The sequence below is a fragment of the Gimesia aquarii genome (genome assembly GCF_007748175.1).
GTDB classification, from domain to species: domain Bacteria; phylum Planctomycetota; class Planctomycetia; order Planctomycetales; family Planctomycetaceae; genus Gimesia; species Gimesia aquarii_A.
In genome coordinates this window covers 2,410,237-2,424,891 of sequence record NZ_CP037422.1, presented here as the reverse complement: position 1 = coordinate 2,424,891, position 14,655 = coordinate 2,410,237, and the positions used below count along the sequence as shown (strand labels likewise).

The following is a 14,655-nucleotide window of genomic DNA, read 5'->3' as shown; positions in this document are numbered from 1 at the left end:
GAGTGAATCAGGAGTACCCACTCCATTTGCCCGCTGGATGAGCAGGAGGGAAGAGCGGTGGAAACTTTCTCTATTGTAAACAACTAGACAGGGCTGTCAACCAGAGGCTATTTGTTCGAACAGAATTAGGGTGCAGCCTGATCTGCGGGCACATCAGCTGGGTCAGCGGGGGCTTCGACTGCTGGTAATTCCTCTATGGCTTTCGCGACAGCATGATAGGCTACTCCAAGTTGCATCATCGTGCTGACAATAATACATAATGTCCAAACCATCATCGTGCCGCCCATGTCTTTGTCAGATTTTGCGTAAACCCAACCCATGATATAAGCATAAAGTGAGATGAAAAAGCCTAGAATTGCCAGTCCCAGTCCCTCTTCGCTGTTAATTTTGGCCAAAGTAGCGAAGAAACAGCCAATTTGCGTGAATGCGACAATGAAAAGCAAGACGTATAAAAGCATCATGGGCAAGATTGGTATCAGGAAGAAAAAACCGGTTCCAATCACCAGACCAACGCCGATTCCGGCCAATGCGAGTTTCCAACGTGCCGTCGGTGGACCGGTCTCTTTCTGTACGGCTTTGGAGACATACTTGGTCTCTTGAATTTTTGTGATCAGTTGCAGGTCCGGTTTGCTGTGCAGTGCCATTAAGCCATTAACGCGGGCATTAAAGATCATCGCAGGTGCATAAAATAGACAAGCGAAGAACCACAAGATCGACGGTACGATGAGGACTTTGGGATCTAGTGTACGTGGTTCTTTACCCACAAATTCACCGGGCTGGAAGTCTTTAATTTTGTTTTCTTCTGCTTCGGTCTTTGCCTGCTCATCTGCCGCGATCAACGAATTGTAACGTACGTTCGAGAAAAATTGATCCAGATCATTCCCATACATGACACCAATTCCCACCAGACAACCAATGGCAGGCAGGTTGGTAATCAGGAAAACGATGCACCAGAAAATGGCTGGTTTCGCCAGATTTAAAAATACCTTTCCCAGCTTGTGCATCATCCAGGCGGGGGAAGAATCTGTCATCGTCATATGTGGCATCGCCAGTGGGAACATGAGGAAGGTCGGAATAAAGCCGACAGCAATCATGATGGCCCCCACGGGAATATTGTCGTTTGTGATGTAATAATAACCCATGGCTCCGAATACAGCCTGCATTGGCAGACTGAACAGGATCACCCAGAATATAAATTTAATGCCTAAAGCAGAGCATAAGAAAAAGTCAAAGGTGATCCGTTTCAGTTTTGCTTTTTTCTGTAGAGCGAAGCGAACCACTTCTGTCTGGATAAACCAGATCCAGCCCGGAATCGCCATGATGGAAACAAAGGCAATAAAGCCCCAGAAGGCACGCGGTGGAGTCCGATGACACCACATCATCATAAAGATCGCGCCAAAAAATAACGAACTGGCGATGAAACTATAGAGAAACGTTTTGAATGCCAAGCCTTTGTGGTTGCCCAGAAAGGTGTAAGCGTCCCCCCAGGATTTCCCGTAAAACTCTTCAACGGCAGGCCCCTTACGTCGGCGTTTTTTACGAGTCGCTTCTGACATGCGACCCGTACTTAAATCGACTCCGCAATTGGCACACTCGATGTCTTCATCATCGACATCGTATCCACAACGGGGGCAAATCTTTGAGTCTTTGTCTTCGATCTTATCGATATCAAAACTGGCTAGAAAATCATCGGTATCTGAAGATTCGCCACGCGAAGGTCGCTTCTTTTTTTTCTGTCTCGCAGAAACTTTGATCGGAGTGCCACAGCCTTTACAGCGGACGCGTTTCCCTTCAGCTTCGTCTTTGACAGAAAAAGTGGTGTCACATTCTTTGCAGCGAACCTTAATGGGCATGAATGACCTTTGAGATGTCTTGGGATATCGCTCGTACTCACTTTGAGTCGACAACCTCCCTGAATGGAGTATTCCCGTTCCTGACCAGGGTTTGGAAAAATTAGTCAACTCATCCTTTGTACTAATTATCAACAGACAAGGGGGCAATTAGCAAGTGGACAGTGAATGAAAATTGTAGGGTCAGCTCTTTCTCTCCACATATAGAACCTTGTTAATTCAGGAGGGGATCCTGTTCCCGAACCAAAAGTAAACGTTGCATTTCGTGCAAACGGGTGTACGCCTTTTGTTCTTCAGCAGTGTGATGACTCTGGAAATAATATTTCACCGAACGTCTTAAGCAGTGAATCGCGCGATGCAAGCGGCCTGCATTCCAGAAAAGTTCTGCAAGATGGGCCAGGTCTTGACCCATTGCAGACAGATTCATCGTCTTTTGGTGAAGTTGATAAGCTTTCCAAAGATAGGAGATGGCTTTGGCATGGTTTCCCTGCAAACCCTGGATGATTCCTAAATTTCCCCAGTCTGTTGCTTGATCATCAAAGCTTCCGTAAAGAATTTCTCGGGACAAGGAAATGTTCAGTAATTGTTCGGCAAGTTGGAAGTCTTTTTGAATGATGGCATCATTGGCACGCCCGGTGAGATCACAGGCGGCATCATCAGTGAGTTGTGCGATCTCCTGTTCCAGAGTCTGATGGTTTGCTGAACGCAGATCTCCCCATGAGATAGAGTATTGTTGAAATTGAGCCGCCAATTCAAAATAACCCAAGTGACGATAGGCGACTGCCAGATTGTGACAGACGACGGACCGCAGAGGGGTGTTTTCGCTCTGATGGGCGAAGTCAAGTACGACTGAGAGTTGTTCAATCGCCTCCGAAGCTTGTCCCGTTTCCAGCAAAAACTGTCCAAGATGCAGGCAGCGCTCCCAGTGAGTCGTTTCGACAGTGGGATCGTGGAACAAGGCACGCGCTTCTGCCATGTTCCCCTTTGAATAAAGTTCGTATGCGCGTTGCATGAGTTGTGGAAATATGGACTGCGGTTGGGGTGGGGAAGTGGAATCACAGGGCTCGGACACTTCAAACTCCTCTCTTTATCTCAAATTGGTGTCACTAATGACGAATGAACTAAGAGAGAGTGAGTGTGTCGAGAATCGCTAAAATTCCGATGAGAAACGCTTGCCCCGGACGAGAGATGCCAGGGCGTTCGTTGATGTTTATTTATAACGATATTACCTATTTTAACATTTGTGTCAATTCGGATTCCTCAGGTTTTTAAGAGATCATGCTGGAATTTGACGCAATTACTGATTTTCGGGTTAGGAAGAGACGTTGTATTGAGACCATGAATTGCTGCCATATTGGCAGCAGGATGAATGTTTGAAAAGGGTGTCCGGCAGGAATCGACATAAGTTCCAATTATGTGTATGAGTTGTAAGTCTATTAAATTAAATGTCTTATGGATTATTCTGGAAATAGGCACGGCGTTCGCAATTAGGGATCGTCACGCTAAGGTCTCGACTAGCTACCTTAGTTGTCAGTTGCGTTGTTGTGGAGAGGCTTACTTGCCACCACAGATCATAAAAAATCAATCTGAAGACATTTGAGTCGGAAACCAAAGAAAATTTAGGAGATCCTAATGGCGAAGAAGGCTGCCAAAAAAGCAAGTAAAGGCGCCCGGATTGTCCCTCTTGGTGACAAAGTCGTTTTGAAAAGAGAAGTCGCAGAAACAACCACCGCAGGGGGAATTGTTTTGCCAGACAGTGCGCAAGACAAGCCACAACGAGGCGAAGTCGTCGCCGTGGGAGACGGTCATGTCAAAGCCGATGGAACAAAGTTGCCTTTGACCGTCAAAGAGGGGGACAAAGTCATTTTTAGCCCTTATGGTGGAGACGAAATTAAGATTGGCGGAGAAGAATATCTGTTGCTGCGAGAAAGCGACATTCTGGCAACGTTTTAAGCTCTCGTATTTTGTATTTAGCAGTAACAGCTTCGGTTGAATCGGGATTGTTACTCTTACCTTTCAAACATATTTAAAACTGCGTACATGGAGATATAGTGAAATGGCAAAGATGATTGCCTTCGATCAAGAAGCTCAGGAAGCAATGCGACGCGGCATCAGCAAGCTGGCAAAAGCGGTTCGTGTGACGCTGGGACCCAAAGGTCGTAACGTAATTCTTGAAAAGAGCTTTGGCTCGCCCACCGTCACCAAAGACGGTGTTTCCGTTGCCCGTGAAATTGAACTGTCTGACAAATTTGAAGACATGGGTGCTCGCATGGTTCGCGAAGTTGCTAGTAAGACCTCTGATATTGCCGGTGATGGAACCACCACCGCAACGATCATGGCGGAAGCGATTTACAATGAAGGTCTGAAGTCAGTTGTGGCTGGCGTCAGCCCGATTGCTATGAAGCGGGGTATGGATAAAGCCGTCGATGATATTGTGGATAAACTTCACAAAATGTCCATCGAATGTAAAAACAAGAAAGCCATTTCTCAGGTAGGTAAAGTTGCCTCCAATGGCGATGAAGAAATTGGAAAAATTCTGGCAGACGCGATGGAGCAGGTCGGCAAAGATGGTGTGATTACCGTCGAAGAAGGTCAAAGCCTGCAGACTACTTTTGAGGTCGTTGAAGGGATGCAGTTTGATCGTGGCTATCTCTCACCTTACTTCGTGAGCGATCCTCAAAGCATGGCTTGCGACCTGGAAGATGCTTATGTTCTGATTCACGAAAAGAAGATCTCTAACATTAAGGATCTGGTTCCTGTACTGGAAAAAGTCGTTGGTGCAGGCAAACCATTGTTGATTATTGCAGAAGACATTGAAGGCGAAGCCCTTTCAACGCTCGTGATCAATAAGTTGCGTGGCACCTTCCGTTGCTGTGCTGTGAAAGCACCCGGTTATGGTGATCGTCGTAAAGCAATGTTACAAGACATCGCCATTATGGTCGGTGGTCAGGCCATTTTTGAAGATCTCGGAATTCAGTTGGAAAATCTTCAACTTTCTGATCTGGGAACTGCCAAGAAAGTTTCTGTCGATAAAGACAATACCACGATTATCGAAGGTGGTGGTAAAGGCGGGGAAATCAAAGCCCGAATCGAACAGATTCGTCGTGAATTAGAAAATTCAACCAGCGATTACGATAAAGAAAAGCTGGAAGAACGCATCGCGAAACTTTCCGGTGGTGTTGCTCAGATCAATGTGGGTGCCGCTACGGAAAGTGAAATGAAAGAAAAGAAGGCACGTGTTGAAGATGCACTGCACGCGATTCGGGCTGCTGTTGCAGAAGGGATTCTACCCGGTGGTGGAGTTGCCTTGCTTCGCTGTTCAGCAGACTGCAAGCCTAAAGGTCTTTCTGAAGAGGAAAAAATTGGCTACGAAATTATTTTACGAGCCTGCCGTGCACCATTGACTTCCATCGCGAATAACGCGGGAGATGATGGCAGTGTGGTTTGTGAAAAAGTTTCTGAGCTGGAAGGAAATACGGGTTACAATGCAGCCACTTCGAAATACGAAGATCTGGTCAAAACCGGGATTATTGACCCGACACGCGTAACACGGTCTGCACTGCAAAACTCAGCCAGTGTTTCTACTCTGCTTTTGACCAGCGATGCCCTGATTGCTGAAAAGGGTAAGGATGATAATGGTGGCGACGACCTGCACTAAGATCAGGTTCCGTACTATTTTCTAATAGATTTTGAAAGCACCCGACGGTTTTCTGTTGGGTGCTTTTTATTTCCCCTCTGTTCAGGTAGGTCTAAGAAAGCGCCTTCTGGACCATTTGTATCAAATATCATTGCAGTAGAGCCGCTCTGATGAAATTGGACGTGCTCTCAAACGTGCGTATTGCGGAGAAGCACTGATAATAGTACCATTTGCATGATTCAGAGATTCCGTCAACTGAAAAGATTCATTCCTTCAATTCCATAAGATTGGTAGATTTTCGTGGCAAGAGAAAAAGTAGTTTTGGCATACAGTGGTGGTCTGGATACTTCGGTGGCCGTCAAATGGATCAATGAGAAATACAATATGGACGTGATCACTTATACTTGTGATCTCGGCCAGGGTCGCGATGTGGACGGAATCAAAGAAAAAGCGATCAAAACAGGCGCTGTAGAAGCAGTCGTTGAAGATACTAAAAACATGTTTGTCGACTTCTTCGTCTGGCCATCGCTGATGGCGGGAACGATGTATGAAGGCAAGTATCCGCTGGCGACTGCATTGGGGCGACCATTGATAGCACACCGCATGGTGGAAGTCGCGAAGGAACATGGTGCCACCGCCGTTTCACATGGTTGTACGGGTAAAGGAAACGATCAGGTACGGTTTGATGTGTCGTTTCAAACTCTGGCACCTCAGTTGAAAATCATTGCTCCCGTACGTGAATGGAAGTGGACGCGTACCGAAGAGTTACAATATGCCAAAGACCACGGCATTGAAGTCGAAGCAACCAAAGAAAGCATTTTCAGTATCGACCAGAATCTCTGGGGACGTTCTGTTGAAGCCGGGATTCTGGAAGATCCCTGGGTGGCCCCTCCTAAAGAGGCCTACAAATGGACGGTTTCGCCTGAAGATGCTCCTAACCAACCCCTGGAAATCACAATCGAGTTCGATCAGGGGCGTCCCATTTCCATCGATGGCAAGGAAATGGATGGTGCCGAATTAATTCTGCATTTGAACAAAATCGGGGGAGAGAATGGAGTCGGCCGCATTGACCATGTGGAAAATCGTCTGGTAGGGATTAAGAGCCGTGAAATTTATGAAGCACCTGCAGCCATGATTCTGCATAATGCCCACAAGGAACTCGAATACCTGACCTTGAGTCGACAGGCTCTGCGATTCAAAACATTTATCAGCCAGACCTGTAGTGATATTATTTATGATGGTCTCTGGTATAGTTCGTTCCATCAGGATCTGATGGGCTTTGTCGAAAAGAACCAGCGTTTTGTTTCAGGGACTGTGCGTGTTTCCCTTTATAAAGGCAACCATACGGTAACCGGCTTGAAAAGTGATCACAGTCTTTACAGCCCCGAACTGGCAACGTACGAAGAAGGCGACGAATTCCCACATGAAACGGCGCTGGGTTTCATTCGAATACACGGATTGGCACAACAGACACAGGCACGTCAACAGCTATTGAAGGGAGAACCGAGTTCGAAACCGACTCGAATCATGCCTCCCAGTCAATCAGACAAGCCCTGATGCAGACAATTTTTCCTCGATTTAAATTGGTCGTATGATGGAGCAATCGACACAAACAGGGCGAACCATTGTCATCGGTGATATTCATGGTTGCGATGTGGCATTAGGGACGATTCTGTATCATCTGGAACTCACCCGGAATGATACCTTTATCTGCCTCGGAGATGTCGTCGACCGCGGTCCTGGCACAAAGCATGTGGTCGAGATGTTACTGGATGTAAAGGCCAGTTGCAGGTTCGTGATGATCAAAGGCAATCACGAAGAGATGATGCTCGATGGTCTGAATGGCGGCCATTGGGAATCGACCTGGTTACAACATGGCGGAAAAGAAGCCTTGGATTCTTACGGCGGCCGTTATGACCTGGTTCCTGAAGAGCACCGAATCTTTTTAGCGAACGCCCTCGATTACTATGAAACGGAAACCGACATTTTTGTGCATGCGAAGGCGGTTCCCGGAGTTCCTTTAGAAGACCTGACGACTCAAGAGTTGCGTTGGGACCGTCTTAAAGGGAATGAGGATCCTGATCCTTCAGGACGACGTATTATTTGTGGACACACCGCTCAGAAGTCTGGCAAACCGTTGGTATTTGAAGGCTGGGTTTGTCTCGATACTGCCGCCTATCGCGGAAATTATTTAACGGCCATTGACGTGCACACTAATGAAATGTTTCAGGCCAAGCAGTCCGGTAAATATAGTTCGGGTAAAACATTGGAACGGTATCTGGTGAAGTAGCCGCTTCTCTAAGTTGATCGTGCCTGGCACTCAGCGAACGTTTCGATCTGTGATGATTTCTACCACGAAAAACACGAAAAGCACGAAATTTTTTGAGAAGCTGAGAGCATAATTTACTGTTTGAAACATGTAGGGGCGAACCCATGTGTTCGCCCGCTGCTATCCAGCATTCCCAATGCCTAAAAATAAAGCACAGAATATTCGCCAACAAAAGATAAAATTACAACGGATCATAAACAACCGCGGTCGGACACGCGGGTTCGACCCTACTATGATACGTTCTTTGGTGGGTGAGGTTAGGGTTCGATCATCTTGATAATTTCAGGCCAGCCTTGTCGGCAGCGTTACTCCATTTTGTGCTTTTCGTGTCTTTCGTGGTAGTACAGATTTTTGTTTAGACGAAAGTCCTGCGATGCTCTTTTTGCACTTCCTGATTTTCAGTTAGGCTTGCACGTCTCTATTGCTTATGATCTCAGGTAATTGTGCTCGGCAGATTCTTTCGTCAGTTTCTGGCAGGTGGCTTCTCTTGCTTCGTCAGACAGGTTTTGATGTCGTTTGAGATCAAATTAAACCGCAAGATGCTATCTTTCTGAATTTGTTACCTGTTGATTTTTCTAGGCTGCTTTTTTTGTTTTAAGAGGTGAGAGTCGCCATGTTCGTATCCCCTTTATTTCAACGTGGGCTCGTTTTGTTGCAATGGTTTTATCATGTTGAACGGCACACAGCGGTCAAGAGGAACTTATGCGCCTTAATGTCTCAGAAGTGGTACAAAAATGCGTTTTGGTTTCCCTTGAGGCTTTGGAAAGCATGCTCAAACGGAGTGACTCGATACGAGGCATTCGGAACCGGTTCCCGTTTTTCAGGTGAAAATGTGGAAAAATCAGCCCGTGTTCAAGTGAAGAAACTGAAGTGGTACGCGGTGTTCAGCCATCGGAAAAAAGCGCCTCGCGCGCGCGACGCAGAATCAGGGAGTTTCGAGAACGGCGCGTTGGTGTCAAGTGCGAAAATATCAACTGGAAATAAGGAGATAACGATCTGCGAAGATTACCGGAAATGTCAACCGACGTTTCTTTTTCCGTTTGGTTTATCATTGGATCGTATCAGATGATGAGTGTGCTAATCTGCCAGGTGCATCACGACCATTTTTTCTTCACTCATTTCGTGAATAGCATACTTGGGGCCTTCTTTGCCGGTTCCACTATGTTTCAGACCGCCGTAGGGCATCGCATCGGCCCGCCATTGGCTGGACCAGTTGATATGAATATTTCCGCTGTCGACTTGACGGGCGAACTTCATGGCCCGGTCAACGTCTTGAGTAAAGATACCAGCAGCGAGTCCGTAAGTGGTATCATTGGCCATGGTGATCGCTTCATTGACGTCATCAAAGTAAGACAACGCGACAGCAGGGCCAAAAATTTCATCTTTGACGACCAGCATTTCAGGACGAGTTTCATCCAGAATCGTAGGAGTATAGATGGCACCTTGTCGTTCACCGCCAGATACCAGGCGAGCACCCTGGCTGATCGCTTCATTCACCCACTCCTCGACTCGGGCGGCATCCGTTTCGCGCACCATCGGTCCGATTTTGGTCGATTCGTCAAGTTGATTTCCGGTCGTCAGAGATTCGACTTTGGATTTGAGCAGATCGACAAAATCTGTTTTGATCGCAGAAGAGGTCAAAATACGTTGCGCAGAAATACAGACCTGACCGGCGTTCGCATAGCCAGCCATCGTAATCGCGGTCGCCGCCTTTTCGAGATCGGCATCATCCATGATGACCACGGGACTGTTGCTACCCAGTTCCATTGTGACCCGTTTCATCCCCGCCATTTCACAGATTTTCGCGCCTACTTCATAGCTGCCGGTGAAACTGATTTTACGAATGCGCGGTTCCGTACAAATGGCTTGTCCGATTTCTCCTCCAGGACCGGTGATGCAGGCAATCGCTTCTGGAGGCAGGCCTGCTTCCAGCAAAATTTCCGTCAGTTTCAAAGCGGACAGCGGTGTGTCACTGGCGGGTTTCAGCAGAATGGCATTCCCTGCAGCGATAGCCGGTCCGACTTTGTGACAGACAAGATTCAAAGGGAAGTTGAAGGGAGTGATCGCCGCTACGATGCCACAAGGTACGCGGAGTGTGAAACCAAGTTTGTTTTTACCGCCAGCGTTTCCTTCCAGGGGAATCATTTCGCCTGTCATGCGGCGGGCTTCTTCGCCGGAAAGCCGAATCACTTCGGCGCTACGCATGGTTTCAACCTGGCTTTCCGCCAACACTTTTCCTTCTTCCAGACTGATCGTGCGGGCAAGATCCTCACTGCGTTCCAACATCAACTCGGAGACTTTTTGCAAGATCAGGCTGCGGTCGTAGGGAGTCATGGCTTTCATGATTCGTGCTCCCTGTTCCAGAACCGTTACAGCGTTTGTGACATCTTCACTGCTACCCCTGGGGATGGTGTCAATGATCGATTGATCAAATGAGTTCGTCACGTTGATAGTTTGTGTGGTATCTTGCCATTGGCCAGCGCAAAACATTTTCATGTTGATGGAAACCTTGTGGATAGAGTTTGCTGATCGAGAAGAATATCATCAGTCATTTGCAGAATAGACATGAGCAGAGAATCTGACAAGCCAGCCAAATCCTGGATTTTCATTTTGTTGCAGAATATGTGATCTAAAATCTCTGTAATTATAGAGTTAAGTAAGTATTTCGCAGGTGAAAATTGCTCTTGGCACATTTGCGACGATTTGCTAAAAACCACTCTCATCTCGGGCGACAACTCCGTTATCTGAATCTCCTCTCTCAAGTCATTTGCTGTATCAAACGATGTGGTGCAGTTTAAGTGCTCTCACTTCTATTTTTACCTTCAAAATCAGGCGGGTATGATCATGGCCAACTCTCGATGTTTGGTGACATGGATGGTATGTAGCATTGCGGTTTTCGCTCTCAGCTCAGGGTGTGAGACCATGCCAGACTGGGAATCTAACGCAGCGATGTCGGGTAGACATCGAACAGAAAAAAAAGTCGATAAAGCGGAAGCCTATCGCACGCGATATTTAACAAAACGAGATTCCAAGGCTCTGGATTGGATCCTCAAAAATCGTTTGTATTCTGGTATGTCACGTGCCACTGTCGCGAAAGAATTTGGCGAAGATGGTCAGTATCAGGAATCATCCAAGTGGCTCAAAGCGACGGGTGGAACGTTTCGTACTACTGACGAAGCTTATAAGTGGGGACCTGATGAAAATGGGCGTAGCGTCTATCTGATATTCCGAGATGATGTTCTTGTGAATTTTGATCCCAAGGACTTTGAGTTAGGCAAGTGATTCTCAGTTAGATTTACTGAATCTGGACGACGTCTTTTTCTTTCTCACGGTTTAATCGCAGTTGGCCACAGGCCGCATCAATATCGTCCCCTTTGCGTTTTCGAACAGTCACGTTGACGCCTCCTTTGGCGAGTGCCATAAAGAAGCGGTCTACATTTTCTGTGGAAGGGCTTTGGTAGCCTGTTTCTTCCACTCCATTCGCGGGGATTAAATTGACATGGGCATTACGATGCTTGAGCAGGTTAGCCAACTCTCGCGCATGAGCAGGACTGTCGTTGACACCGGCTAATAAAATATATTCAAAGGTGACACGCCTGCCTGTCGTGACATAATAGTAGTCTGTGGCGTCCATGATTTTTTGAATGCCGATTTTATCATTCGTGGGAACGATTTGATTGCGTAACGCATCGTTGGGTGCATGTAGAGAAACGGCGAGAATATACGACTTGTTGACATCAGCCAGTTCGCGAATTTTGGCGGGAAGCCCTACCGTGGAGACGGTAATTTTTCGCGCACCAATTCCCATGCCGCCTTTGTGATTCAATGTATCCAGAGCAGGTAGCAAAGCGGGCAGGTTGGCCAATGGTTCTCCAATTCCCATGACGACAATATTGGAAATCCGCTCTTCTTCGCCGATCACGCGATCCAGACGCAGAATCTGTTCCAGGATTTCTCCCATCGAGAGGTTACGGGTTAATCCCAAGAGACCGCTGGCACAAAAAACACACCCCATGGCACAACCGACCTGCGTGCTGATACAGACTGTGTTTCGCTTGGGTTCACGCATGAGAACACATTCAACGTGATGGCCATCCTGAAGTTCCAGCAGCAATTTTTCCGTGCGGTCTTTTGATGTCTGATGTTTGACAACGGTTGTTGAAAACAGGCAAAAGTTCTCTTTGAGCAGATCACGAAATTTTTTGGAAATATCATGCATGGCATCAAAATCATTGACGCGCTTGGTGAAAATCCAACGCCGAATTTGATCGGCGCGATAGGAAGAGGAATCGTGATCAATACACCATTGGGCAAGTTGCTCACGAGTCAGGTCAGTAATTAAAGGGAGTGTGCAAACATCTGAAGAGATCGATTGCAGGGAATCATTTTCGGACGACAGCATTGTTTTCTGGCTCAAGGATGAATTCGCAGCCGATTCAGACCACCGCGAACTGGGAATACAAATATTCCGATAGAAGGAAATCAGCCCATCAATTATGTGATGGATGGTAATAATGTATGATCATCATACCCGTGTAGTAACCAGAAGACTACTATTTCTCTCGTCTCTTTTTCTGATTCCGGCAGTGGCAACCGATTAGAAAGGCCGTGTTACGGTACATTAGTCATCTTCAGGTGGTTCCGGGAAGCTGACGACGGTTCCTTTTTTCTTTTTTCTGGATTTGTCCTTTTCAGTAGACTTTTTGTCGAATGAGAGGACCGGGATCGCAGGAGGCGTCTCTGGAAACGAAAGGTCGTCCGGCATGGCCAGAGTAGGTAGTTTAGAATTTGATTGTGCCTGCAGCGTTTGCTCTTTTAACGGGAGCTGAGGTTGGTTTTCCTTAGACAAACGAGGAGTGTTGGGTGATTTCAACGGTTTTTGACGTACGATACGGCGGCCATCATCGTGGATCGTGTTTCTGTTAAACGCAATCGTTTGACCCTGGATCTCTGCTCCCACAATCCGATAATGCTCCCCGATTGGTGCTTTGAGAGCGGTCATCAGATTACCTCCGTCTAAGAGGTTTCGTTCTTGCGGGTTGGAGGCCAACATGAGTTCGAGAGAGGATCCATCCGGATATTTCAATCGTAGTTTTGGCTGTGCCGTCGCTACGTTTGAATTTCCCAGCGGATGGCCAAATTCAGCAACCCGTTCAAATCGAGCCTGTGTCTCTTTCTTTCCTGCCACCAGTCGTGGGCGAGAATAAACCTGATTACCCATAATAAGTTCCGAACTTGCCATTTGTAAGTGCCAGTTTCCCGTAGAAGCAATGACAATATCATCTGCTCCAAAATGCAATTGTGGGTAAACATATAATGACGATGCAATTTGTGCTTTTGTAACGGGAGGTGTTCTTTCTGCGCCCAGGAACATGGCACACTGAATCAATGTCGGAACCGGAACGGCCTCGACGATTTTGGATTCATTCAACTGGGCAATCATTTTCTGTTTATTATTGGTCGTATAATAGTGTGAAAGCAAAGCGATCGAACTCTGGTTGGTTTCCAAGTCGACATCAAGATTGCGCAGGATGGCCTCTTCCGCTTCGTCATGTTGTTTATACTTTTGTAAAATTCGTGAGCAGAGCAGATTTGCTTCCCAGACATCAGACGAATATTGTTGTGACTTTTGAGCCATTTTCGCGGACCCGGGTTGACCCAGATAGTCGCGAATGCTGGCCAGGTTTGCGGTTCCTGCAGCCAGCATGTCATCACGTCGGAAGAAGCCATCTCCGACGTTTGCCAGTTGTGTGTAAGTGTGTGAGGCAGCAAAGAGTTGCCCCTGAGCCTGCTGTGTACGGGCTACATAATACCAATACGGAGGGTAGTGGCTCATAAAACGTTCCAGGCGTTTTAAGATTCGCAGGCGAACGCGTGGGTTTGGTTCCAGCATCGCTTTATCAAGTGCTTCTAAGTCGTCATCACGAATGAGCCAGTAATCGGGAATATTTTTCTCTTGCGCCAGTTTCCAGAAGGTATCCAAAAATAGATTGGATTTGGAAATTACCGTTTCCATGCGTTTCTTATCCACACGCCAGACATCCAGATCTTTTTGGGCCTCTATATTGCGGTAATCCCACCAACTGTTTGCTCCGGTTCGAACCGCATTACCGAATTGGAATGTCAAAACGTCGGTCGTTAAGGCAAGTGCATTGGTGGCGATCTTTTGTCGCGAATGATATTTATGCTTATTTTTGAAGTACTCTCTTTCCTTATCAGCAATCTCAACCTGACCGATTTCATCGAGAACGGATGAGTACAGCTTGATAACTTTTTCATCACCAATGCCATTCAGGTTCAGATTGTTCAGAATCTTTTCTCGCTCCTCGAACATCACTTCTTTGGAACCAGATTTTTTCATGCGATAGAAGGCTGCGCGGCAGTAGTTCAGTGCAACTGCTGTTTTACCTGCCGTTGGATCGGGTTCCTTCTTTTTGCTCTCTTCTGCCTGTAATAGGACGATAGATGGCTGTATGAGACTCACAGTCACCATGATGAGAATTACTGAAAATCGGAAACGAGTCGGCATGGGATCTCCTTAACTGCCGATCAGTGACAATATTTTGGCAGGAACATGTTTCGGGGCGTGGATGCCTTGTATATCGATCGTGGAAATTAATTTCATTACCATAAATCTACACGCTGAATCCGTCGCGTGTGAGAATTACCTGGATTTTTCCACCATTTTTAGAGTCGCTAAATCGTTTCAGGTCCGGTTGTGTAAAATAGGTTAAGTTTGGTGTGTTGCTTTACCAACCGAAAGAAAAGAGACCTTCAAAGCAAGGCAACGAAAAAATCCCACTGATTCCTGGAGAAATCAGTGGGATTATCGTATCTAT

At 46.8% G+C, this 14,655-nt stretch carries 11 protein-coding genes; 6 read left to right on the top strand and 5 right to left on the bottom strand.

The genetic code is table 11. From position 1 onward, the window contains the following. Window positions 1–125: 125 nt before the first annotated feature. Together V202x_RS09580 and V202x_RS09575 are read right to left on the bottom strand one after the other, a co-directional pair. Window positions 126–1,853, bottom strand: a complete 1,728-nt coding sequence (locus tag V202x_RS09580; protein WP_145173561.1) for an MJ0042-type zinc finger domain-containing protein — start codon at window positions 1,851–1,853, stop codon at window positions 126–128. 211 nt (window positions 1,854–2,064) lie between these two features. Continuing rightward, on the bottom strand, window positions 2,065–2,922 hold the full coding sequence (locus V202x_RS09575) for a tetratricopeptide repeat protein (protein ID WP_145173558.1): 858 nt from the start codon (window positions 2,920–2,922) through the stop codon (window positions 2,065–2,067). A gap of 560 nt (window positions 2,923–3,482) precedes the next feature. Between V202x_RS09575 and groES the strand changes: the two genes are divergently transcribed. The 5 genes from groES (at window position 3,483) to V202x_RS09550 (ending at window position 8,885) form a co-directional block, all read left to right on the top strand. Then, the gene (gene groES / locus V202x_RS09570) at window positions 3,483–3,803 is read left to right on the top strand and encodes a co-chaperone GroES (protein ID WP_145173555.1); all 321 of its coding nucleotides are present in this window, start codon (window positions 3,483–3,485) and stop codon (window positions 3,801–3,803) included. Between the two features lie 103 nt (window positions 3,804–3,906). Continuing rightward, a complete protein-coding gene (gene groL / locus V202x_RS09565; protein WP_145173552.1) occupies window positions 3,907–5,508 on the top strand; it encodes a chaperonin GroEL in 1,602 nt (533 codons plus the stop codon). Window positions 5,509–5,787: 279 nt separating this feature from the next. Next, window positions 5,788–7,044, top strand: coding sequence for an argininosuccinate synthase (locus V202x_RS09560; RefSeq protein WP_145173549.1), 1,257 nt, complete (start codon window positions 5,788–5,790; stop codon window positions 7,042–7,044). Window positions 7,045–7,078: 34 nt separating this feature from the next. Continuing rightward, window positions 7,079–7,777 carry a metallophosphoesterase family protein gene (locus V202x_RS09555; RefSeq protein WP_145173546.1) on the top strand — a complete coding sequence of 233 codons (699 nt, stop codon included), beginning with the start codon at window positions 7,079–7,081 and terminating at the stop codon, window positions 7,775–7,777. A gap of 751 nt (window positions 7,778–8,528) precedes the next feature. Beyond that, on the top strand, window positions 8,529–8,885 hold the full coding sequence (locus V202x_RS09550) for a hypothetical protein (protein ID WP_145173543.1): 357 nt from the start codon (window positions 8,529–8,531) through the stop codon (window positions 8,883–8,885). Window positions 8,886–8,893: 8 nt separating this feature from the next. Here V202x_RS09550 and V202x_RS09545 read toward each other — a convergent pair whose 3' ends face one another. Further along, the gene (locus V202x_RS09545) at window positions 8,894–10,312 is read right to left on the bottom strand and encodes an aldehyde dehydrogenase family protein (protein WP_145173540.1); all 1,419 of its coding nucleotides are present in this window, start codon (window positions 10,310–10,312) and stop codon (window positions 8,894–8,896) included. 426 nt (window positions 10,313–10,738) lie between these two features. On the opposite strand from V202x_RS09545, the gene V202x_RS09540 reads away from it, so the two are divergent. Continuing rightward, the gene (locus V202x_RS09540) at window positions 10,739–11,098 is read left to right on the top strand and encodes a hypothetical protein (RefSeq protein ID WP_144989645.1); all 360 of its coding nucleotides are present in this window, start codon (window positions 10,739–10,741) and stop codon (window positions 11,096–11,098) included. Window positions 11,099–11,111: 13 nt separating this feature from the next. Here the strand turns inward: V202x_RS09540 and rlmN are convergent, their stop codons facing one another. Next, the gene (gene rlmN, locus V202x_RS09535; RefSeq protein WP_145173537.1) at window positions 11,112–12,218 is read right to left on the bottom strand and encodes a 23S rRNA (adenine(2503)-C(2))-methyltransferase RlmN; all 1,107 of its coding nucleotides are present in this window, start codon (window positions 12,216–12,218) and stop codon (window positions 11,112–11,114) included. Window positions 12,219–12,437: 219 nt separating this feature from the next. Continuing rightward, window positions 12,438–14,345 (bottom strand): hypothetical protein, encoded by a 1,908-nt coding sequence (locus V202x_RS09530; RefSeq protein WP_145173534.1) that lies wholly within the window; start codon window positions 14,343–14,345, stop codon window positions 12,438–12,440. Between the last annotated feature and the right edge of the window lie 310 nt (window positions 14,346–14,655).

Excerpts from the sequence above, each read along its gene's own strand:
- V202x_RS09540 (WP_144989645.1), top strand. The coding sequence starts at position 10,739 with ATGCCAGACTGGGAATCTAACGCAGCGATGTCGGGTAGACATCGAACA.
- groL (WP_145173552.1), top strand. The coding sequence starts at position 3,907 with ATGGCAAAGATGATTGCCTTCGATCAAGAAGCTCAGGAAGCAATGCGA.
- V202x_RS09550 (WP_145173543.1), top strand. The coding sequence starts at position 8,529 with ATGTCTCAGAAGTGGTACAAAAATGCGTTTTGGTTTCCCTTGAGGCTT.
- groES (WP_145173555.1), top strand. The coding sequence starts at position 3,483 with ATGGCGAAGAAGGCTGCCAAAAAAGCAAGTAAAGGCGCCCGGATTGTC.
- V202x_RS09580 (WP_145173561.1), bottom strand. The coding sequence starts at position 1,853 with ATGCCCATTAAGGTTCGCTGCAAAGAATGTGACACCACTTTTTCTGTC.
- V202x_RS09545 (WP_145173540.1), bottom strand. The coding sequence starts at position 10,312 with ATGAAAATGTTTTGCGCTGGCCAATGGCAAGATACCACACAAACTATC.
- V202x_RS09530 (WP_145173534.1), bottom strand. The coding sequence starts at position 14,345 with ATGCCGACTCGTTTCCGATTTTCAGTAATTCTCATCATGGTGACTGTG.
- rlmN (WP_145173537.1), bottom strand. The coding sequence starts at position 12,218 with ATGCTGTCGTCCGAAAATGATTCCCTGCAATCGATCTCTTCAGATGTT.
- V202x_RS09555 (WP_145173546.1), top strand. The coding sequence starts at position 7,079 with ATGATGGAGCAATCGACACAAACAGGGCGAACCATTGTCATCGGTGAT.